Here is a 20,716-nt window from a genome sequence, read left to right as displayed (position 1 = left end):
GCTGAGCTGGGAACCGCCGGAGGACGATCCGGACTCCCCAGCGACCTCACCGGCGCGCTCCCCTCGCTTGCCTTGCGGCACGAGGGGTTTTTTGTTGCACGGGCACCTTCCGTGCAGCGGCCCGACTCCGCCCGAACCTCGCAAAAACCCTCAGCATCGAGAAGAGAATGCCGATGACCGAGCAGGCCACCGGGGCCCACCATCCGCAGCCGCGGCCCCGTTCCGGAGGACAGCACTCCGCCCCCGTCGAGCACGTCACGGGTGCGCAGTCCCTCATCCGCTCCCTCGAGGAGGTCGGCGCGGACACGGTATTCGGCATTCCCGGCGGTGCGATCCTCCCGGCGTACGACCCGCTGATGGACTCCACCCGGGTGCGGCACGTCCTGGTCCGGCACGAGCAGGGCGCCGGTCACGCGGCCACCGGCTACGCGCAGGCCACCGGCAAGGTCGGCGTCTGCATGGCGACCAGCGGCCCCGGCGCCACCAACCTGGTCACGCCGATCGCGGACGCGCACATGGACTCGGTGCCGATGGTCGCGATCACCGGCCAGGTCGCCTCCAAGGCGATCGGCACGGACGCCTTCCAGGAGGCGGACATCGTCGGCATCACCATGCCGATCACCAAGCACAACTTCCTGGTCACCAAGGCCGAGGACATCCCGCGGACGATCGCGCAGGCGTTCCACATCGCCTCCACCGGCCGCCCGGGCCCGGTCCTGGTCGACATCGCCAAGGACGCGCTCCAGGCGAAGACCACCTTCTCCTGGCCGCCGGTGATGGACCTGCCGGGCTACCGGCCGGTGACCAAGCCGCACGCCAAGCAGATCCGCGAGGCCGCCAAGCTGATCACCGCCGCCCGGCGGCCCGTCCTGTACGTCGGCGGCGGGGTGCTCAAGGCGCACGCCACGGCGGAGCTGAAGGTGCTGGCCGAGCTGACCGGCGCGCCGGTCACCACCACCCTGATGGCGCTCGGCGCCTTCCCCGACAGCCACCCGCAGCACCTCGGCATGCCCGGCATGCACGGCAGCGTCGCCGCGGTCACCGCGCTGCAGAAGGCCGACCTGATCGTGGCCCTCGGCGCCCGCTTCGACGACCGGGTCACCGGCAAGCTGGACAGCTTCGCGCCGTACGCCAAGATCGTCCACGCGGACATCGACCCGGCGGAGATCGGCAAGAACCGCGCCGCGGACGTGCCGATCGTCGGCGACGCCCGCGAGGTCATCGCCGATCTGGTGCAGGCCGTGCAGAAGGAGCACGCCGAGGGCCACCGGGGCGACTACACCGCCTGGTGGAGCGACCTGAAACGGTGGCGCGAGAACTACCCGCTCGGCTACGACCTGCCGGGCGACGGCTCGCTCTCCCCGCAGCAGGTCATCGAGCGCGTCGGCAAGCTGGCCCCCGAGGGCACCGTCTTCGCCGCGGGCGTCGGCCAGCACCAGATGTGGGCCGCGCACTTCATCGAGTACGAAACGCCCGCCACCTGGCTCAACTCCGGCGGCGCCGGCACGATGGGCTACGCGGTCCCGGCCGCGATGGGCGCCAAGGCCGGCCGCCCGGACCGGACCGTCTGGGCGATCGACGGCGACGGCTGCTTCCAGATGACCAATCAGGAACTGACCACCTGCGCCCTGAACAACATCCCGATCAAGGTCGCCGTCATCAACAACGGCGCCCTCGGGATGGTCCGCCAGTGGCAGACCCTCTTCTACAACCAGCGCTACTCCAACACCGTGCTGCACAGCGGTCCGGACGACGTCAACCCCGCGGCCCGCGGCACCCGCGTGCCGGACTTCGTGAAGCTGTCGGAGGCGATGGGCTGCGTGGGCCTGCGCTGCGAGCGCCCCGAGGACCTGGACAAGGTCATCGCGGAGGCCAACTCCATCAACGACCGCCCGGTCGTCGTCGACTTCATCGTCCACGAGGACGCCATGGTCTGGCCGATGGTCGCCGCCGGCACCTCCAACGACGAGATCATGGCCGCCCGGGACGTCCGCCCCGACTTCGGCGACAACGAAGACGACTGACCGTCAACAGGCAAGGAAGAGCAGAACACCATGTCCAAGCACACGCTCTCCGTCCTGGTGGAGAACACGCCGGGCATCCTCGCCCGGATCGCCGCCCTGTTCTCCCGGCGCGGCTTCAACATCGACTCGCTCGCGGTCGGCGTCACCGAGCACCCCGACATCTCCCGCATCACCATCGTGGTGACCGTCGAGGACCTGCCGCTGGAGCAGGTGACCAAGCAGCTCAACAAGCTGGTCAACGTGCTGAAGATCGTCGAGCTGGAGCCCGGCCAGGCCGTGCAGCGCGAACTCGTCCTGGTGAAGGTCCGCGCCGACAACGAGACCCGCTCCCAGGTCGTGGAGATCGTCCAGTTGTTCCGCGCCAAGACGGTGGACGTCTCCCCGGAGGCCGTGACCATCGAGGCCACCGGTTCCACCGACAAGCTGTCCGCCATGCTGAAGATGCTGGAGCCGTACGGCATCAAGGAGCTGGTCCAGTCCGGCACCATCGCGATCGGCCGGGGCGCCCGTTCGATCACGGACCGGTCGCTGCGCGCGCTCGACCGGACAGCGTAAGACCCCGTCCGGGCGGCCGCGATCAGGGTCGCCCGGATGCCGAGACCCCCGGACTTCCGTCCCGCCCGCCGTCATACGGTGGGACGCACCACCTGCACACAAGGAGAGAACCCAAAGTGGCCGAGCTGTTCTACGACGCCGACGCCGACCTGTCCATCATCCAGGGCCGCAAGGTCGCGGTCATCGGCTACGGCAGCCAGGGCCACGCCCACGCCCTGTCGCTGCGCGACTCCGGTGTCGACGTGCGTGTCGGTCTGCACGAGGGCTCGAAGTCCAAGGCCAAGGCCGAGGAGCAGGGCCTGCGCGTGGTGACCCCGGCCGAGGCCGCCGCCGAGGCCGACGTCATCATGATCCTGGTCCCGGACCCGATCCAGGGCCAGGTCTACGAGGAGTCCATCAAGGACAACCTCAAGGACGGCGACGCGCTGTTCTTCGGCCATGGCTTCAACATCCGCTTCGGCTTCATCAAGCCCCCGGCCGGCGTGGACGTCTGCATGGTCGCCCCGAAGGGCCCGGGCCACCTGGTGCGCCGTCAGTACGAGGAGGGCCGCGGCGTTCCGTGCATCGCCGCCGTGGAGCAGGACGCCTCCGGCAACGCCTTCGCGCTGGCCCTGTCGTACGCCAAGGGCATCGGCGGCACCCGCGCCGGCGTCATCAAGACCACCTTCACCGAGGAGACCGAGACCGACCTCTTCGGCGAGCAGGCCGTGCTGTGCGGTGGCACCGCGGCCCTGGTCAAGGCGGGCTTCGAGACCCTGGTCGAGGCCGGCTACCAGCCGGAGATCGCCTACTTCGAGTGCCTGCACGAGCTGAAGCTGATCGTCGACCTCATGTACGAGGGCGGCCTGGAGAAGATGCGCTGGTCGGTCTCCGAGACCGCCGAGTGGGGCGACTACGTCACCGGCCCGCGCATCATCACCGACACCACCAAGGCCGAGATGAAGAAGGTCCTCGCCGAGATCCAGGACGGCACCTTCGCCCGGAACTGGATGGACGAGTACCACGGCGGCCTGAAGAAGTACGACGAGTACAAGCGGCAGGACTCCGAGCACCTGCTGGAGACCACCGGCAAGCAGCTGCGCAAGCTGATGTCGTGGGTCGACGAGGAGGCGTAAGCCCCGGGGGGCAGGGGCCGGAGCGACTGCTTCGGCCCCTGTTGTCCACCCCGTCCAGCCCCGGACGGGTGATCCTTCCGCGGAGGCGTAATACGACGCCCCTCGCGCCACTACACTTCTGCACAACACGCGTCAGGCCCACAGCGTCGTGCGTCTTCCGCGGCTAGCCCCTCCTCCGCCTGCGGCCGTCGGGACGGCCGTCCGCATCGCACATGTGAGGACTCACGTGAGCTCGAAACCTGTCGTACTCATCGCTGAAGAGCTGTCGCCTGCCACCGTCGACGCCCTCGGTCCGGACTTCGAGATCCGGCACTGCAACGGGGCGGACCGCTCCGAGCTGCTGCCGGCCATCGCCGAGGTGGACGCGATCCTGATCCGTTCGGCCACCAAGGTCGACGCCGAGGCGGTTGCCGCGGCGAAGAAGCTCAAGGTCGTCGCGCGGGCCGGCGTCGGCCTGGACAACGTCGACGTCTCCGCCGCCACCAAGGCCGGCGTGATGGTCGTCAACGCCCCGACCTCCAACATCGTGACCGCCGCCGAGCTGGCCTGCGGTCTCCTCCTCGCCACCGCCCGCAACATCCCGCAGGCCAACGCCGCGCTGAAGAACGGCGAGTGGAAGCGCAGCAAGTACACGGGCGTGGAGCTGGCCGAGAAGACGCTGGGTGTCGTGGGCCTGGGCCGCATCGGTGCCCTCGTCGCGCAGCGCATGTCCGCCTTCGGCATGAAGGTCGTCGCCTACGACCCCTATGTGCAGCCCGCGCGGGCCGCGCAGATGGGCGTCAAGGTGCTCTCCCTGGACGAGCTGCTGGAGGTCTCCGACTTCATCACCGTCCACCTGCCCAAGACGCCCGAGACCCTCGGTCTGATCGGCGACGAGGCGCTGCGCAAGGTCAAGCCGAGCGTGCGGATCGTCAACGCGGCGCGCGGCGGCATCGTGGACGAGGCGGCGCTGTACGCGGCGCTGAAGGAGGGCCGGGTCGCCGGCGCCGGCCTCGATGTGTACGCGAAGGAGCCCTGCACCGACTCCCCGCTGTTCGAGCTGGACCAGGTCGTCTGCACCCCGCACCTCGGCGCGTCGACGGACGAGGCGCAGGAGAAGGCCGGCATCGCCGTCGCCAAGTCCGTCCGCCTCGCCCTGGCCGGCGAGCTGGTGCCGGACGCGGTCAACGTCCAGGGCGGTGTCATCGCCGAGGACGTCAAGCCGGGCCTGCCGCTCGCCGAGCGCCTGGGCCGGATCTTCACCGCGCTGGCCGGCGAGGTCGCGGTCCGCCTGGACGTCGAGGTCTACGGCGAGATCACCCAGCACGACGTGAAGGTGCTGGAGCTGTCCGCGCTCAAGGGTGTCTTCGAGGACGTCGTCGACGAGACCGTGTCCTATGTGAACGCGCCGCTGTTCGCGCAGGAGCGCGGTGTCGAGGTGCGCCTGACCACCAGCTCCGAGTCGGCCGACCACCGCAACGTGGTGACCGTGCGCGGCACGCTGGGCACCGGCGAGGAGGTGTCGGTCTCCGGCACGCTGGCCGGTCCGAAGAACGTCCAGAAGATCGTCGCGGTCGGCGAGTACGACGTCGACCTGGCGCTCGCCGACCACATGCTCGTCCTGCGCTACGAGGACCGTCCGGGTGTCGTCGGCACCGTCGGCCGCATCCTCGGCGAGGCCGGCATCAACATCGCCGGCATGCAGGTCGCCCGTGCCACGGTGGGCGGCGAGGCGCTGGCCGTGCTGACCGTGGACGACACGGTGACCGCCACCGTCCTGGCCGAGCTCGCCGCGGAGATCGGCGCCACGTCCGCCCGCTCGGTGAACCTGGTCTGACGACGCACGGGGGCCGACCGGCCCCGCCTCCCGGACGGACCGGCCCCGGGGCCGGTCCGTCCGGCGTTTCCCGGCGCGGGAGGTGTGCCGGCCGGGACCGGTCAGCGCTCCCGGCGGGCGTGGAGCCGGGCGGCCTGGCGCGTCAGGTGGTCGCGTTCGGCGAGGTGGGGTGCCTGGTGGGCCGCCTCGGCGTACAGCCGTGCCGCGGTCACCGGGTCGTCGGCGCGCTCGTGGAGGTACGCGGCCACGGCGGTGTGGCGGGGCAGCGAGGGGTCCAGCGCCGCGAGTTCCGCGAGCCCGGCGCGCGGTCCGTCGGCCTCCCCGACGGCGACCGCCCGGTTGAGCCGGACCACCGGGCTGTCGGTCAGGCGCACGAGTTCGTCGTACCACTCGACGATCTGCACCCAGTCGGTCTCCTCGGCGGCGGGCGCGTCCGCGTGGAGCGCGGCGATGGCGGCCTGGGCCTGGAACTCGCCCAGCCGGTCCCGGGCCAGGGCCGCCTGGAGGATGCCGACGCCCTCAGCGATCAGCGCGGTGTCCCACCGGCTCCGGTCCTGCTCGGCGAGCGGCACCAGCGTGCCGTCGGGCGTGGTCCGGGCGGCCCGCCGGGCGTGGTGGAGCAGCATGAGGGCGAGCAGCCCGGACGCCTCCGGGTGGTCGACGGCGGCCGCGAGCTGCCGGGTGAGCCGGATGGCCTCGGCGGCGAGGTCGATCTCGCCGGAGTAGCCCTCGTTGAAGACCAGGTACAGGACGCGCAGCACGGTGGCGACGTCGCCGGGCCGGTCGAAGCGCACGGTGGAGACGGTGCGCTTGGCCCGGCTGATGCGCTGCGCCATGGTCGCCTCGGGCACCAGATAGGCCCGCGCGATCTGGCGGGTGGTCAGCCCGCCGACGGCGCGCAGGGTGAGCGCGACCGCGGACGCCGGGGTCAGCGACGGGTGCGCGCACAGGAAGTAGAGGTGGAGCGTGTCGTCCGCCGAGGGCGCCGGCCCGGGCGCCGGCTCCTCCGCGGCACGGTCCTCGCGCCGGCGGCGCGCGGCGTCGGCGCGCGTCGCGTCGAGGAACTTGCGCCAGGCCACGGTGACCAGCCAGCCCTTGGCGTCCCGGAGCGGCTCCGCACCGCCCGGGCCGGGCCCGGAAGCCGGGGCGGAACCGTCCGCCCGGACCCGGAGCGCCTCGACCAGCGCGTCCTGCACGGCGTCCTCGGCCGCCGCGAAGTCGGCTCCGCGGCGGACGAGGACGGTGAGCACGCTCGGCGCGAGAGCGCGGAGCAGGGCCTCGTCCATCGGGGGCGTCACTCCGTGATGGTGGGCGGCGCGGTCAGGAACGGGCGCACCTCCAGCCACTCGTGGATCGGCTTGCCGCCGGCCCCCGGCGCGGCCGACAGCTCCCCGGCCAGCTCGACGGCCCGCTCGTAGCCGTCGACGTCGATCACCATCCAGCCCGCGATGAGGTCCTTGGTCTCGGCGAACGGTCCGTCGGTGACCGGCGGGCGCCCCTCGCCGTCGTAGCGCACCCACGCTCCCTCCGGGGCGAGTGCCTGGCCGTCGACGAACTCGCCGGTCTCCTCCAGCCGGGCCGCGAAGTCGTGCATGTACCGCATGTGGGCCGAGATCTCCTCGGGCGTCCAGCGGTCCATCGGTACGTCGTTGACCGCGGCCGGGGCGCCTCGGTAGTGCTTCAGCAGCAGGTACTTGGCCATCGTCGGGGCTCCTCCTCGCCGGTGCGACCCATTGTGGCCGCATCCACCACGGGGACGGAGCCGGTCCCGGGTTCTCGACATCACCGCCGGATTTTTTTTCCGCCGGAGTGTGCGGCGGTCACAGCCGGGAGCGTTTCAGGGCCATGTGGAGCAGGAGGCGGTCCTCGCCGTCGTCCAGGTCCAGGCCGGTGAGCTGTTCCACCCGGGACAGCCGGTAGTACAGCGTCTGGCGGTGGATGCCCAGCTCGGAGGCGGTGCGGCCGGCCTGTCCGGCGCAGTCCAGATAGACCTCCGCCGTGCGGGCCAGCTCCCGGTGGGCGGGGGAGAGGAGCGCGCCGGTGACGCGGTCGTGCGCGGCCTGCGGCGGCAGCGCGGTCAGCAGCCGGTACGCCCCGATGGCCGCCCACTGCGCGACCGGCCCGAACCGCGGCTCGGCCAGCGCGGCGCGCGCGGCGTCGGACGCCTGCTGCCACATGGTGCCCAGCTCGGCGAGGCCCGCCCCCGGTTCCCCCACGCCGGCGGCGGGTCCGCCCGTCCCGGCGGCCAGGCCGGCGGGCCCGCCCGCCCGGACCGCCGCCGCTGCCGCCGTCCGCGCGCCGGCTCCGCGCGCCCGCGCGCCCCGCGACTCCTCGGCCTCCTTCAGCAGCCGCGTGGCGGCGGCCACCGCCGGGGCGGGCACGTCCGTGCTGCGCAGCCGGACCAGGACCGCCAGGCTCAGGCCCGCCGCGCCCCAGGGCAGGGTGCACAGCGCGGTGGCGTGCGGGACCGTGCGCGGGGCCGGGGCGTCGTCCGGGTCGGCCGCCGGCCAGGGCGCGACGCAGACCAGCGTGTGCGGGCCGTCGGCGCGGGGTCCGAGGGCGGTGCGCAGGTCGGCCACCGCCATGTCCCGCTGCCAGCCCCGGTCCGCGGTGAGCACCGCCCGCAGCTCCCGGCTCAGTCCGGCCCCGGCCTCCGCCTCGTCCGCGAGCAGCGCGCCGATCCGGTCGGCGACCCGCATCGCGGCGGCGAGCTGGGCGTCGGTCGGTCCGGGGTCGCCGTCCAGCAGCCAGACGTAGCCGAGGACGACGCCCCGGTGGCGTACGGGCAGGCAGATCCGGCCGCGGTAGACGCCGGCCTCGGTGCTCGGCGGGATGCGCACCGGCGCGGTGGCGCGGGTGATGCCGAAGCCCTCGAACCAGGCCCGGACCGGCGCCGTGGAGCGCCGGGTCAGGATCGAGCGGGTGCGCACCGGGTCCAGCGCGGACGGGTCCAGTTCGTCGTCGCTGTCGTAGGCGCCGAAGGCGATCAGCTCGAAGTCGCGGTTCTCCAGGGTCGCGGGGACGCCCAGCAGCTCCGAGATCTCGTCCACCAGCTCCTGGTAGTCACCCGCGCGGTGGAAAGAAGCAGAATCGGCCTTCACCCGGGCATTCTCCCCCATGTTCCGGCCACCTTCATACAGGTGTCTGAGATCCCGGGCACGGATGCGTGACAGCTGTCGATGGCCCACGATCGGAGAGATCCTTAGGTTTCACGGTGGTTCTCCGTGCCGTACCCGAATCGTCGGGCTCCGGCCGAATTGGTGCTTGTCTGTGGAGGTGCCCCGTGCTGGGTCCCGTGATTCTCGCCGCGTCGCGCAGCGACCGGATGCGACGCCTGATCTCGGCGGCCCCGGTGACCAAGCAGGTCGTCGACCGCTTCATCCCCGGTGAGACCGTGGCCGACATCGTCCCGATCATCAGGGAGCTGACGGCCAAGGGCCTGGAGCTGACGATGGACGTCGTCGGTGAGGACATCACCACCCCCGAGCAGGCCACCGCCGCCCGGGACGCCTACCTGGAGCTGATCGGCCGGCTCGCCGAACTGGAGCTGGGCGAGAAGGTCGAGATGTCGGTCAAGCTGTCGATGTTCGGCCAAGCGCTGGACGGCGGCCACGAGCTGGCCCTCGCCAACGTCCGCCCGGTCGTCGAGGCCGCCGCCGCCATCGGTACGACGGTCACGCTGGACGCCGAGGACCACACCACCCTGGACTCGATGTTCGCCATCCACGAGGAGCTGCGGAAGGACTTCCCGCAGACCGGCTGCGTCATCCAGGCGTACCTCTTCCGCACCGAGACCGACGCGCGCCGCCTCGCCGAGGCCGGCAGCCGCGTCCGCCTGGTCAAGGGCGCCTACAAGGAGCCCGCCGAGGTCGCCTACCAGCAGAAGCACGAGATCGACAAGGCCTACGTGCGCATCCTGCGGATACTGATGGAGGGCGAGGGTTACCCGATGATCGGGTCCCACGACCCGCGTCTGATCGCCATCGCCCAGGAACTGGCCCACCAGGCGGGCCGCAAGCCGGCCGAATACGAGTTCCAGATGCTGTACGGCATCCGGAGCGAGGAGCACCTGCGGCTGGCCGCAGAGGGCCACCGCATGCGCGTCTACACCGCCTACGGCACCGACTGGTACGGCTACTTCATGCGCCGCCTGGCGGAGAAGCCGGCCAACCTGCGCTTCTTCCTCCGCTCGATGGTCAGCAAGGGCTGAGCCCGCACACCCGCTCACGTACAAGGAGTTACGGATCTCATGGACGCTGTGACCCAGGTCCCCACCCCGGTCAACGAGCCGGTGCACGGCTACGCCCCCGGCTCGCCCGAGCGCGCCCGGCTGGAGGTCAAGCTCAAGGAGCTGGCCGACAACCCGATCGACCTGCCGATGACCATCGGCGGCGAGAAGCGGCTGGGCGGCGGCGAGCCGTTCCAGGTCGTGCAGCCGCACAACCACAAGGCCGTCCTCGGCACCGGCCGCCACGCCACCCGGCAGGACGCGCAGGACGCCATCGACGCGGCCCTCGCCGCCGCCCCGGCCTGGCGCGCGATGTCCTTCGACGACCGCGCCGCGATCATCCTGCGCGCCGCCGAGCTGCTGGCCGGCCCCTGGCGCGAGACGATCGCCGCCTCCACCATGCTGGGCCAGTCCAAGACCGCCCAGCAGGCCGAGATCGACAGCCCCTGTGAGCTGGTCGACTTCTGGCGCTTCAACGTCCACTACGCCCGCCAGATCCTGGCCGAGCAGCCCCCGGCGAACTCCCCGGGCGTGTGGAACCGGCTGGACCACCGTCCGCTGGAGGGCTTCGTCTACGCGATCACGCCCTTCAACTTCTCGGCGATCGCCGCGAACCTGCCCACCGCGCCCGCCCTGATGGGCAACGTGGTGGTCTGGAAGCCGTCCCCGACCCAGACCCACGCCGCCGTCCTGCTGATGCGGCTGCTGGAGGAGGCGGGCCTGCCCAAGGGCGTCATCAACCTCGTCACCGGCGACGGCATCGCGGTCTCCGAGGTCGCCCTGGAGCACCGGGACCTCGCCGGCATCCACTTCACCGGCTCGACCAAGACCTTCCAGTACCTGTGGAAGACGGTCGGCAACAACATCGAGAAGTACCGCTCCTACCCGCGTCTGGTCGGCGAGACCGGCGGCAAGGACTTCCTGGTCGCCCACCCGAGCGCCGACCGCGCGGTGCTGAAGACGGCCCTGACCCGGGGCGCCTTCGAGTACCAGGGCCAGAAGTGCAGCGCCACCTCCCGCGCCTACATCCCGGCCTCCATCTGGAACTCGGGCTTCAAGGAGGAGTTCGCCGCGGAGGTCGACTACCTCACCATGGGCGACGTCACCGACCTGTCCAACTTCCTGGGCGCGGTGATCGACGAGCGGTCCTTCGCCAAGAACAAGGCGGCCATCGACCGCGCCAAGCAGGACCCGTCCTGCACGATCGTGGCCGGCGGCTCCTACGACGACTCGGTCGGCTACTTCGTCCGCCCGACCGTCATCGAGTGCACCGACCCGGAGAACGAGGTGTTCACCACCGAGTACTTCGGCCCGATCCTCGCGGTGTACGTCTACGAGGACGACCGGTACGACGAGATGCTGACCCAGATGGAGTCGGTGTCGGACTACGCCCTCACCGGTTCGGTCGTCGCCAACGACCGTGCCGCCGCCGCGTACACGATGGACAAGCTCCGCTTCGCCGCGGGCAACTTCTACATCAACGACAAGTCGACCGGCGCCGTCGTCGGCCAGCAGCCCTTCGGCGGCGGCCGCGCCTCCGGCACCAACGACAAGGCCGGCGCCCCCCAGAACCTCCAGCGCTGGACGCTGACCCGCGCCATCAAGGAAACCCTGGTCCCCCCGACCGACTACGGCTACCCGCACATGGGCTGACCCGCCCCGCGATCCCCGGCCCGGGAGGCCCGCTACGCAGCGGGCCTCCCGGGCCGTCGCCATGTCCGCGGAAAGGGATACTGGCGGCATGACCCAGCCTGCCCGCATCGTGCACACCGCCGACCTCGATTCCGCCGGACTGCGGGAGATCCGTGAGCTGTTGGACGACGCCTTCGACGGGGACTTCTCGGATGAGGACTTCGATCACGGGCTGGGCGGCGTCCACGCGCTTGTCCGGGACGGCCGTGGGCTCGCCGCGCACGGGGCGCTGGTGATGCGGCGGGTGCGGCACCGGGGGAGGTGGCTGCGCACCGGGTACGTGGAGGCGGTCGCCGTGCGAGCCGATGTGCGGCGGACCGGGCTCGGCGGGCGGGTGATGGCCGGGCTGGAGCGGATCGTGGACCGGGCCTACGACCTCGGGGCGCTGTCGGCGAGCGACGAGGGCGCGCCGCTGTACGCCGCCCGGGGCTGGCAGTGCTGGCCCGGACAGGTGCACGCCCTCTCCCCGGACGGCGTCGTGCGGCTGGCGGAGGAGGAGGGCGGGGTGTACGTGCGGCCGGCGCTCGCCGGTCCGCTCGACCCGGCCGGCGAGCTGGTCTTCGACTGGCGGGACGGCGACGTCACCTGACCGCTCCCTCGCCTGACTACGGCTGGAAAGCCCAGCTCAGGGCGGTCCTCGTCTCAGATAGTAGGAAGTCCGAGTAAGTAGGCAGACAGACGCGGGCGGCTCCCTTAACGTGAAAGGAGCCGAACGTCTCGCTCGATCCAGCGAATGGCGGCCGTGAGCCGGCCCGCGCAGGCAACCCCTGCGGCCGACGCTCCCCGCCTCATCCGGCGTCTCGTATCCCCTTGCCGCGCTTCCGCGTGCGCCGTTTGCCGAAGGAGTCGATCCCCATGGCCGAGACGACCGCCCACCGCCGAGTCCGTCACGCGTCCCGCACCAGCGAGTCGGACCGCAAGAACGCCGCCGCCGCCCTCCAGCGCGCCCTGGACCGCCGGGACAACGGCGGCGAGACCGGCCACTGAGCCGGCTCACCCCGCCCGAGTGTCCGTATCGCGGACACCGCGTGTCATCACCTGGGACGAGGAGTAGGGTGCCCGCATGTCTCGCAGCATCAATCTCGCAGTGATCCCCGGTGACGGCATCGGCCAGGAGGTCGTGGCCGAGGGTCTCAAGGTCCTCTCCGCCGTCCTGCCGCAGGATGTGAAGCTGGAGACCAAGGAGTACGACTTCGGCGCCCAGCGCTACCACGCCACCGGTGAGACCCTCACCGACGCCGACCTGGACGCGCTCAAGCAGCACGACGCGATCCTGCTCGGCGCCATCGGCGACCCGAGCGTCCCGTCCGGAGTCCTGGAGCGCGGCTTCCTGCTGAAGCTCCGCTTCGCCTTCGACCACCACGTCAACCTGCGCCCGTCGAAGCTGCTCCCCGGCGTCGCCACCCCGCTCGCCGGCCAGCCGGAGATCGACTTCGTCGTGGTCCGCGAGGGTACCGAGGGCCCGTACACGGGCAACGGCGGCACCATCCGCAAGGGCACCGCGCACGAGGTCGCCACCGAGGTGTCCGTCAACACGGCCTACGGCGTGGAGCGCGTCGTCCGCGACGCCTTCGCCCGCGCCCAGGCCCGCCCGCGCAAGAAGCTCACGCTGGTCCACAAGAACAACGTGCTGACCTTCGCCGGGCACCTGTGGACGAACGTCTTCAACCGGGTGGCCGAGGAGTTCCCCGAGGTCACCACCGACTACATCCACGTCGACGCGGCGACGATCTACCTCGTCACCGACCCCGGCCGCTTCGACGTCATCGTCACCGACAACCTCTTCGGCGACATCATCACCGACCTCGCCGCGGCCGTCTCCGGCGGCATCGGCGTGGCCGCCTCCGGCAACATCAACCCCAGCCGCGAGTTCCCGTCCATGTTCGAGCCGGTCCACGGCTCGGCCCCGGACATCGCCGGCCAGGGCAAGGCCGACCCCACCGCCACCGTCCTGTCCGTCGCCCTGCTGCTGCGCCACCTGGGCTACGACACGGAGGCCGACCGCATCGACGCCGCGGTCACCGCCGACCTCACCGAGCGCACCGGCACGCCGGCCCGCTCCACCGCCGAGATCGGCGACGCGCTCGCCGTACGCGTAGCCGGCTGACCCGCCGCGCTTCGCCCAAGCCGCCGGGTCGCGACACCGCGCCCGGCGGCTTTCGTCATGTCCCCGCCGGGTGCCACCATCAAGCCCGGGCCGCTCCACCCCGGTACCGTCCCCCGCCGCTCTCCGCGCGATAATCGAACGCGGAGCCGCGATATGAGGGAATGCTCGGACGTCCAAGCACCGACGACGAGCGGTACAGGCGTGAGCGCGGCCCGTCACTACAACCGGTGAAGGACAACCACTGATGACGACGCCCACGATCGAGCTCAAGCCGTCCGCCAGTCCGCTCGCCGCCGCGGAGCGCGAGGCGATCCTGGCCAACCCCGGCTTCGGCCGCCACTTCACCGACCACATGGTGACGATCAAGTGGACCGAGGGCCGCGGCTGGCACGAGGCCCAGCTCGTCCCGTACGGCCCGATCTCCCTGGACCCCTCCACTCACGTCCTGCACTACGGCCAGGAGATCTTCGAGGGCCTGAAGGCCTACCGGCAGCCCGACGGCTCGGTGGCGCTGTTCCGCCCCGAGGCCAACGCCCGCCGCTTCCGCAGCTCCGCCCGCCGGATGGCCATGGCCGAGCTGCCCGAGGAGCTGTTCATCGCGGCGCTGGACGCGCTGCTCACCCAGGACGCCGACTGGGTCCCGCCGCACGGCGGCGAGGCGTCCCTGTACCTGCGGCCGTTCATGTTCGCCACGGAGGCCGCGCTCGGCGTCCACCCGGCGAACGAGTACCTGTTCATGCTGATCGCCTCGCCGTCCGGCGCCTACTTCGCCGGCGGCGTCAAGCCCGTCACGATCTGGGTCTCCGAGGACCACGTCCGCGCCGTCCCGGGCGGCACGGGCGACGCCAAGACCGGCGGCAACTACGCCGCGTCGCTGCTGCCGCAGGCCGAGGCCGCCGCGCACGGCTGCGACCAGGTCGTCTACCTCGACGCGGTGACCCGCACCAAGGTCGAGGAGAGCGGCAGCATGAACGTCGCGTTCGTCTACGGCGACCGGATCGTCACGCCGTCGCTCAGCGGCTCCATCCTGGAGGGCATCACCCGCGACTCGCTCCTCCAGGTCGCCCGCGACCTCGGCTACACCGCCGAGGAGGGCGTGGTCACCCTGGAGCAGTGGCGCGCGGACGCCGCGTCGGGCGCCCTCACCGAGGTCTTCGCGTGCGGCACCGCCGCGGTGGTCACCCCGATCGGCCACGTCAAGACCAGGACGGACGCCTGGTCCCACGGCGACGGCACGCCGGGCCCGGTGACGCGGCGGCTGCGCGAGGCGCTGCTCGGCATCCAGCGCGGCATGACCGAGGACAAGCACGGCTGGATGCACCGGGTCGGTTAAGCGCCCGGCCGCCTGCCCGGCCGAAAGTGCCCCGCAGGGGCGCGCGGTTCCCCGCGCGTTCCTGCGGGGCACTTCGCTTTAGAGCGACGTTCGATGTGGCATGGGGCGCGTTCCCCGGTCAATCCTTCGGTTTCCCGGATTCTGCGTTTAGAGTGTTGCTCTAACCTGTGGAGGACAAGGAGGTGCCGCGCCGTGCGACTGACTCCCACGGAACGCGACCGGCTGCTGCTCTTCGGCGCCGCCGAGCTGGCCCGGGCCCGCCGGGCGCGCGGTCTGAGGCTGAACGTGCCGGAGGCCACCGCGCTGATCGCGGACACCGTCTGCGAGGCGGCCCGGGACGGCCGGCGGCTCGCCGAGGCCGTCGAGGCCGCCCGGTCGGTGCTCGGCCCCGGCGACGTGCTGCCGGGCGTCGCCGACGTCGTCACCGAGGTGATGGTCGAGGCCGTCTTCGACGACGGCTCCCGGCTCGCGGTCGTCTCCGACCCGATCGGCGGCGGCCTGGGCGAGGACGCCCCCGGCGCGCTGCTCCCGGGCCCCCCGCACGCCGACCCCGCGCCCGCGGTCCGGCTCCGCGTCACCAACACCGCGACCGTGCCCGTCTCCGTCACCTCGCACTTCCACTTCTTCGAGGCCAACCCGCGGCTCGACTTCGACCGCGGCGCGGCCTACGGCATGCGGCTCGCCGTGCCCGCCGGCTCCTCGGTCCGCTTCGGCCCGGGCGAGAGCGAGGAAGTCGGTCTGGTGCCGATCGGCGGCGAGCGGGTCGCGATCGGCTTCGCCGGCCTGGTGGACGGCCCGCTGGACGCACCCGGCGCCCGGCAAGAGGCCCTGCGCCGTGCCGCCGCCTGCGGCTACCTGGGAGCGACACCGGCAGGCCCGGCAGGCCCGGCAGGCCCGGCAGGCCCGGCAGGCCCGGCAGCACCGGAAGGACCGGAAGAGCCGGCAGGCCCGGCGGCACCGGAAGGAGACGAGGAACGATGAGCCGCTCCAAGGGGCGCGAGGTGAGCCGGTCGGTCCATGTCGACCCGCACGCCTACGCGGCCACCCACGGCCCGCGCGCCGGCGACCGCGTCCGTCTCGGCGACTCGGGACTGACGGTCCGGGTCGAGTCCGACGCCCAGAAGTACGGCGACGAGTTCCTGGCCGGCTTCGGCAAGACCGCCCGCGACGGACTGCACCTGAAGGCCGCCGCCGTCCGCGATACCTGTGACGTCGTGATCAGCAACGTCGTCGTGATCGACGCCGTCCAGGGCATCCGCAAGGTGTCCATCGGCATCCGCGAGGGACGCATCGCGGCCATCGGACGGGCCGGCAACCCGGACACCCTGGACGGCGTGGACGTCGTCGTCGGCACCGGCACCTCCATCGTCTCCGGCGAGGGCCTGATCGCCACCGCAGGGGCCGTCGACACCCATGTCCACCTGCTGTCGCCGCGCATCATGGAGGCGTCCCTCGCCTCCGGGGTGACCACGATCATCGGCCAGGAGTTCGGCCCGGTCTGGGGCGTCGGCGTCAACTCGCCCTGGGCGCTGCGCCACGCCTTCAACGCCTTCGACGCCTGGCCGGTCAACATCGGCTTCCTGGGCCGGGGTTCGTCCTCGGACCCGGCGCCGCTGATCGAGGCGCTGGCCGAGGGCGGGGCGAGCGGCTTCAAGGTGCACGAGGACATGGGCGCCCACACCCGCGCCCTGGACACCGCGCTCCGGGTCGCCGAGGAGCACGACGTGCAGGTCGCCCTGCACAGCGACGGGCTGAACGAGTGCCTGTCGGTCGAGGACACCCTGCGCGTGCTGGAGGGCCGGACCATCCACGCCTTCCACATCGAGGGCTGCGGCGGCGGACACGTGCCGAACGTGCTGAAGATGGCCGGCGTCCCGAACGTCATCGGCTCCTCCACCAACCCCACCCTGCCCTTCGGCCGGGACGCGGTCGCCGAGCACTACGGCATGATCGTCTCCGTCCACGACCTCAAGCCCGACCTGCCCGGCGACGCGGCGATGGCCCGCGACCGCATCCGGGCCGGCACCATGGGCGCCGAGGACGTGCTGCACGACCTGGGCGCGATCGGCATCACCTCCTCCGACGCCCAGGGCATGGGCCGGGCCGGCGAGACGGTCCGCCGGACGTTCGCCATGGCCGGCAAGATGAAGGCCGAGCTGGGCCCGCTGGAGGGCGACGGCGAGGGCGACGACAACGCCCGGGTGCTGCGCTACATCGCCAAGCTGACCATCAACCCGGCCATCGCGCACGGCCTCTCCCACGAGGTCGGCTCCATCGAGCCCGGCAAGCTGGCCGACATCGTGCTGTGGCGCCCGGAGTACTTCGGTGCCAAGCCGCAGCTCGTGCTGAAGGCGGGCTTCCCGGCGTACGGCGTGGTCGGCGACCCGAACGCGGCCACCGACACCTGCGAACCCCTCGTCCTCGGACCGCAGTTCGGGGCGTACGGCGCCACGGCCGCCGACCTGTCGGTGGCGTTCGTCGCGCGGGCCGCCGCCGAGCAGGGCGGCGACGCGCTGCCCACCCGCCGGCGCCGGGTCGCGGTGCGCGGCACCCGGGGCATCGGCCCCGCCGACCTGCGGCTGAACGCCCGTACCGGAGCGGTCGACGTGGACCAGCGCACCGGCCTGGTCACCCTCGACGGCGACCCGGTCACCTCCGCGCCCGCCGACTCCGTCTCCCTCAACCGCCTCTACTTCCTCTAAGGACCCGCCGCATGACCACCCCCGCCGCCGACGGCTTCCGCATGCCCGCCGAGTGGACCCCGCACGAGCGCACCTGGATGGCGTGGCCGGGCCCCAACCCCACCTTCGAGGACCCGGAGGACCTGGCCGCCGCCCGGGCCGCCTGGGCGTCCGTGGCCCGCGCGGTCCGCCGCTTCGAACCGGTCACCGTGGTGTGCGGTCCCGGTCAGTCCGCCGGGGCGCGGGCCCTGCTCGGCCCCGGCGTCGAGACCGTGGAGCACGAGCTCGACGACGCCTGGATGCGGGACATCGGCCCGACCTTCCTGACCGACGGCCAGGGCCGGCTGGCCGCCGTCGACTGGACGTTCAACGGCTGGGGCGCCCAGCACTGGGCCCGCTGGGAGCACGACGCGAAGGTCGGCGCGTTCGTCGCCGGACGCGCGGACGCGCGGACGTACGCCTCGGAGCTGGTCAACGAGGGCGGCGCGATCCACGTCGACGGCGAGGGCACCGTCCTGCTCACCGAGACCGTGCAGCTCGGCCCCGAGCGCAACCCGCACTGGTCGAAGGCGGAGGTCGAGGCGGAGATCCACGCCCACCTCGGCACGAGCAAGGCGATCTGGCTGCCGCGCGGCCTGACCGGCGACTACCCGCCCCACGGCTTCGGCACCCTCGGCCATGTCGACATCGTGGCCGCCTTCGCCCGCCCCGGTGTCGTCGTCGCGCACCACCAGCCGGACCCGGCGCACCCCGACCACGAGGTCACCCGGGAGGTCATCGGCCTGCTCAGGTCGGCGACCGACGCCCGGGGCCGCACGCTGGAGGTCGTCGAGGTGCCCGCCCCGACCGCCCTGGAGGCCGACGGCCACTGGGCCGACTACTCCTACATCAACCACTACCTCTGCAACGGCGGCGTGGTGCTGTGCGGCTTCGACGACCCGCGCGACGAGATCGCCGCCGGGATCTTCCGCCGTCTCTTCCCGGAGCGGACGGTGACCCTGGTGGACGCCCGTACGATCTTCTCCGGTGGCGGTGGCATCCACTGCATCACCCAGCAGCAGCCGAGGGTCTGACACACACGGGAGCAGCAGATGGCCGGTGCGGGCCGGGCGCGCAGGAACGCGCCGCCGCGCGAGGAGGTCCTCGCGACCGCCATGAGCATGATCGCCGAACGCGGTCTGGAGAAGCTCACCATGGCGGGGCTGGGCCGCGAGGTCGGCATGAGCAGCGGCCATCTGCTGTACTACTTCGGCTCCAAGGACGAGCTGCTGCTGCGCACCCTGGAGTGGAGCGAGGGCCGGCTCGGCGCCGAGCGGGCCCGGCTGCTCACCGGCCCGGGAACGGCCCCGGAACGCCTGGCGGCCTACGTCGACCTGTACGTCCCGGACGGCCACCGCGATCCGCACTGGACGCTCTGGCTGGAGGTCTGGAACCGCTCGCAGAACGCCGACGCGGCCGCGCGCGAGCGGCAGGCCGCGATCGAGGGGGCCTGGCACCGCGACCTGGTCGCGCTGATCGCCGAGGGCGTCTCGCGCGGCGAGTTCCGCCCGGTCGACGCGGACCGCTTCGCCACGCGGCTGCGCGCGCTGCTCGACGGGTTCTCCATCCACGTGGCCATCGGGCTGCGCGGCACCGACCGGGAGCATGTGCTCGGACATGTGCGGGAGTTCGTCGAGGAGGCGTTGTCGGCGGTGCCGCCGGGCAGGTAAGGGCCCATGGGACGTCACCACTGGAAGAAGATCTGGGTCGGTTCGGCGGGGAACATGGTCGAGTGGTTCGACTGGTTCGTCTACGCCAGCTTCGCCACCTATTTCGCCGGCGCGTTCTTCCCGAGCGGCAACCCCACCGCGCAGCTCATGAACACCGCCGGCATCTTCGCCGTCGGTTTCTTCATGCGCCCGGTGGGCGGCTGGCTGCTGGGCCGGGTCGGCGACCGCAAGGGCCGCAAGGCGGCCCTCACCCTGACCGTCACGCTCATGTCGGCCTCGGCTCTCCTCATCGCCGTCGCCCCCACCTACGGCGTCGCCGGCTACGGCGGCGCGCTGGTCCTGCTCGTCGCCCGGCTGCTCCAGGGCCTGTCCGTGGGCGGCGAGTACGCGGCCAGCGCCACCTATCTCACCGAGGCGTCGGACCCGGCCCGGCGCGGCTTCGCCTCCAGCTTCCAGTACGTGTCCATGACGGCCGGCCAGATCGCGGGCCTGGGCCTGCAGATCATCCTCCAGCGGACCATGTCCGACGAGGCCCTGCACAGCTACGGCTGGCGCATCCCGTTCATCGTGGGCGCGCTCGGCGCGGCGGTCGTCTTCTATCTGCGCCGCACCATGCTGGAGACCGAGGTGTACGCGGAGGACACCTCGGGCGCGGCCGAGCGGGGCACGCTGCGCGCCCTGTGGCGGCACCGGCGGGAGGCGTTCCTGGTGATCGCCCTGACCATGGGCGGCACGGTGGCGTACTACACGTACACCACCTACCTCACCAAGTACCTGTCCAACTCGGCGGGCCTGTCCAAGCAGACGGCGACCCTGGTCTCCTTCACCGCGCTGATCGTCTTCGCCTGCCTCCAGCCGCTCGCGGGCGCCCTGTCCGACCGCGTCGGCCGCCGTCCGCTGCTGATCACCTTCGCGGTCGGCTCCACCTTCCTGACGGTGCCGGTCATGACGCTGCTGCGGCACGCGGACGGCTACTGGTCCGCCCTCGGCCTCGCCCTGCTCGCGCTGGTCGTGGTCACCGGCTACACCTCGATCAACGCCTGTGTGAAGGCCGAGCTGTTCCCGACCGGTATCCGCGCGCTCGGTGTGGCGCTGCCGTACGCCCTCGCCAACGCCCTGTTCGGCGGCACCGCCGAGTACGTCGCGCTGTGGTTCAAGAAGGCCGGCATGGAGTCCGGCTTCTACTGGTACGTGGCCGCCTGCGCCGCCGTCTCCCTGGTCGTGTACGTCACGATGCGCGAGACCAAGGACCTGGACCTGGCCCGGGTCAAGGCCGCCGAGGACTCCGGGGAGTCCAGCCTGACGCCCGCATCCTGAGACGGGCGGTGAGCCGGGGGCGGGGCTGTGCCAGACTGCCCCCGTGTTCTCGTTCGCCATGATTATGGGCAGCAGGCGCGCCGGTCCGCAGTGACCACCTCGTACAACCAGGTGCGGGTGGCCACCGTCGTCCTCGACC

General features: G+C 72.0%; 18 protein-coding genes. 15 read left to right on the top strand and 3 right to left on the bottom strand.

Annotated elements, in window-relative coordinates:
* Positions 1-173 precede the first annotated feature (173 nt).
* The 4 genes from ACZ4SV_RS00160 to serA all read left to right on the top strand — a co-directional run bounded on the left by ACZ4SV_RS00160 (position 174) and on the right by serA (position 5,510).
* Complete coding sequence (locus tag ACZ4SV_RS00160) at positions 174-2,024, top strand: acetolactate synthase large subunit (RefSeq protein ID WP_365874743.1); 1,851 nt, start codon at positions 174-176, stop codon at positions 2,022-2,024.
* Positions 2,025-2,054: 30 nt separating this feature from the next.
* Positions 2,055-2,579: an acetolactate synthase small subunit gene (ilvN, locus tag ACZ4SV_RS00155; RefSeq protein ID WP_365874741.1), complete on the top strand. Its 525-nt coding sequence runs from the start codon at positions 2,055-2,057 to the stop codon at positions 2,577-2,579.
* A 116-nt stretch (positions 2,580-2,695) separates the two neighbouring features.
* Complete coding sequence (ilvC, locus tag ACZ4SV_RS00150) at positions 2,696-3,694, top strand: ketol-acid reductoisomerase (RefSeq protein WP_365874739.1); 999 nt, start codon at positions 2,696-2,698, stop codon at positions 3,692-3,694.
* Between the two features lie 226 nt (positions 3,695-3,920).
* Positions 3,921-5,510 carry a phosphoglycerate dehydrogenase gene (serA, locus tag ACZ4SV_RS00145; RefSeq protein WP_468000261.1) on the top strand — a complete coding sequence of 530 codons (1,590 nt, stop codon included), beginning with the start codon at positions 3,921-3,923 and terminating at the stop codon, positions 5,508-5,510.
* A gap of 101 nt (positions 5,511-5,611) precedes the next feature.
* Here serA and ACZ4SV_RS00140 read toward each other — a convergent pair whose 3' ends face one another.
* The 3 genes from ACZ4SV_RS00140 to ACZ4SV_RS00130 all read right to left on the bottom strand — a co-directional run bounded on the left by ACZ4SV_RS00140 (position 5,612) and on the right by ACZ4SV_RS00130 (position 8,629).
* Complete coding sequence (locus tag ACZ4SV_RS00140; protein WP_468001263.1) at positions 5,612-6,796, bottom strand: RNA polymerase sigma factor; 1,185 nt, start codon at positions 6,794-6,796, stop codon at positions 5,612-5,614.
* An 8-nt stretch (positions 6,797-6,804) separates the two neighbouring features.
* Positions 6,805-7,212 (bottom strand): YciI family protein, encoded by a 408-nt coding sequence (locus tag ACZ4SV_RS00135; RefSeq protein ID WP_397943019.1) that lies wholly within the window; start codon positions 7,210-7,212, stop codon positions 6,805-6,807.
* A gap of 118 nt (positions 7,213-7,330) precedes the next feature.
* The gene (locus ACZ4SV_RS00130) at positions 7,331-8,629 is read right to left on the bottom strand and encodes a PucR family transcriptional regulator (protein WP_468000258.1); all 1,299 of its coding nucleotides are present in this window, start codon (positions 8,627-8,629) and stop codon (positions 7,331-7,333) included.
* Positions 8,630-8,793: 164 nt separating this feature from the next.
* On the opposite strand from ACZ4SV_RS00130, the gene ACZ4SV_RS00125 reads away from it, so the two are divergent.
* From ACZ4SV_RS00125 to ACZ4SV_RS00075, 11 genes are all read left to right on the top strand, one after another.
* Entirely contained in the window at positions 8,794-9,720 is a 927-nt protein-coding gene (locus ACZ4SV_RS00125) for a proline dehydrogenase family protein (RefSeq protein ID WP_365874731.1), read from the top strand.
* A gap of 39 nt (positions 9,721-9,759) precedes the next feature.
* The gene (gene pruA, locus ACZ4SV_RS00120; RefSeq protein WP_468000256.1) at positions 9,760-11,391 is read left to right on the top strand and encodes an L-glutamate gamma-semialdehyde dehydrogenase; all 1,632 of its coding nucleotides are present in this window, start codon (positions 9,760-9,762) and stop codon (positions 11,389-11,391) included.
* 88 nt (positions 11,392-11,479) lie between these two features.
* Entirely contained in the window at positions 11,480-12,019 is a 540-nt protein-coding gene (locus tag ACZ4SV_RS00115) for a GNAT family N-acetyltransferase (RefSeq protein WP_468000254.1), read from the top strand.
* A 266-nt stretch (positions 12,020-12,285) separates the two neighbouring features.
* The gene (locus ACZ4SV_RS00110; protein ID WP_268744354.1) at positions 12,286-12,417 is read left to right on the top strand and encodes a hypothetical protein; all 132 of its coding nucleotides are present in this window, start codon (positions 12,286-12,288) and stop codon (positions 12,415-12,417) included.
* 76 nt (positions 12,418-12,493) lie between these two features.
* Positions 12,494-13,537 carry a 3-isopropylmalate dehydrogenase gene (locus ACZ4SV_RS00105; protein ID WP_468000251.1) on the top strand — a complete coding sequence of 348 codons (1,044 nt, stop codon included), beginning with the start codon at positions 12,494-12,496 and terminating at the stop codon, positions 13,535-13,537.
* A 244-nt stretch (positions 13,538-13,781) separates the two neighbouring features.
* A complete protein-coding gene (locus ACZ4SV_RS00100; RefSeq protein WP_468000249.1) occupies positions 13,782-14,870 on the top strand; it encodes a branched-chain amino acid aminotransferase in 1,089 nt (362 codons plus the stop codon).
* 192 nt (positions 14,871-15,062) lie between these two features.
* On the top strand, positions 15,063-15,851 hold the full coding sequence (gene ureA / locus ACZ4SV_RS00095) for an urease subunit gamma (protein WP_468000247.1): 789 nt from the start codon (positions 15,063-15,065) through the stop codon (positions 15,849-15,851).
* Positions 15,848-17,572 (top strand): urease subunit alpha, encoded by a 1,725-nt coding sequence (locus ACZ4SV_RS00090; protein ID WP_468000245.1) that lies wholly within the window; start codon positions 15,848-15,850, stop codon positions 17,570-17,572. The genes ureA and ACZ4SV_RS00090 overlap by 4 nt, the downstream gene beginning before the upstream one ends.
* An 11-nt stretch (positions 17,573-17,583) precedes the next feature.
* Positions 17,584-18,624 (top strand): agmatine deiminase family protein, encoded by a 1,041-nt coding sequence (locus ACZ4SV_RS00085; protein WP_468000243.1) that lies wholly within the window; start codon positions 17,584-17,586, stop codon positions 18,622-18,624.
* A gap of 18 nt (positions 18,625-18,642) precedes the next feature.
* Complete coding sequence (locus ACZ4SV_RS00080) at positions 18,643-19,260, top strand: TetR/AcrR family transcriptional regulator (protein ID WP_468000241.1); 618 nt, start codon at positions 18,643-18,645, stop codon at positions 19,258-19,260.
* Positions 19,261-19,266: 6 nt separating this feature from the next.
* On the top strand, positions 19,267-20,577 hold the full coding sequence (locus ACZ4SV_RS00075; protein WP_468000239.1) for an MFS transporter: 1,311 nt from the start codon (positions 19,267-19,269) through the stop codon (positions 20,575-20,577).
* Positions 20,578-20,716 lie beyond the last annotated feature (139 nt).

It is taken from the genome of Streptomyces sp. NPDC027672 (assembly GCF_055566335.1).
This window is presented reverse-complemented; position numbering and strand designations above follow the sequence as displayed.

What these genes read in the sequence shown, in the direction of transcription:
- ACZ4SV_RS00160 (WP_365874743.1), top strand. Translation starts at nt 174, where the DNA reads ATGACCGAGCAGGCCACCGGGGCCCACCATCCGCAGCCGCGGCCCCGT.
- ilvN (WP_365874741.1), top strand. Translation starts at nt 2,055, where the DNA reads ATGTCCAAGCACACGCTCTCCGTCCTGGTGGAGAACACGCCGGGCATC.
- ACZ4SV_RS00140 (WP_468001263.1), bottom strand. Translation starts at nt 6,796, where the DNA reads ATGGACGAGGCCCTGCTCCGCGCTCTCGCGCCGAGCGTGCTCACCGTC.
- ACZ4SV_RS00135 (WP_397943019.1), bottom strand. Translation starts at nt 7,212, where the DNA reads ATGGCCAAGTACCTGCTGCTGAAGCACTACCGAGGCGCCCCGGCCGCG.
- ACZ4SV_RS00130 (WP_468000258.1), bottom strand. Translation starts at nt 8,629, where the DNA reads ATGGGGGAGAATGCCCGGGTGAAGGCCGATTCTGCTTCTTTCCACCGC.
- pruA (WP_468000256.1), top strand. Translation starts at nt 9,760, where the DNA reads ATGGACGCTGTGACCCAGGTCCCCACCCCGGTCAACGAGCCGGTGCAC.
- ACZ4SV_RS00115 (WP_468000254.1), top strand. Translation starts at nt 11,480, where the DNA reads ATGACCCAGCCTGCCCGCATCGTGCACACCGCCGACCTCGATTCCGCC.
- ACZ4SV_RS00110 (WP_268744354.1), top strand. Translation starts at nt 12,286, where the DNA reads ATGGCCGAGACGACCGCCCACCGCCGAGTCCGTCACGCGTCCCGCACC.
- ACZ4SV_RS00105 (WP_468000251.1), top strand. Translation starts at nt 12,494, where the DNA reads ATGTCTCGCAGCATCAATCTCGCAGTGATCCCCGGTGACGGCATCGGC.
- ACZ4SV_RS00100 (WP_468000249.1), top strand. Translation starts at nt 13,782, where the DNA reads ATGACGACGCCCACGATCGAGCTCAAGCCGTCCGCCAGTCCGCTCGCC.
- ACZ4SV_RS00090 (WP_468000245.1), top strand. Translation starts at nt 15,848, where the DNA reads ATGAGCCGCTCCAAGGGGCGCGAGGTGAGCCGGTCGGTCCATGTCGAC.
- ACZ4SV_RS00085 (WP_468000243.1), top strand. Translation starts at nt 17,584, where the DNA reads ATGACCACCCCCGCCGCCGACGGCTTCCGCATGCCCGCCGAGTGGACC.
- ACZ4SV_RS00080 (WP_468000241.1), top strand. Translation starts at nt 18,643, where the DNA reads ATGGCCGGTGCGGGCCGGGCGCGCAGGAACGCGCCGCCGCGCGAGGAG.
- ACZ4SV_RS00075 (WP_468000239.1), top strand. Translation starts at nt 19,267, where the DNA reads ATGGGACGTCACCACTGGAAGAAGATCTGGGTCGGTTCGGCGGGGAAC.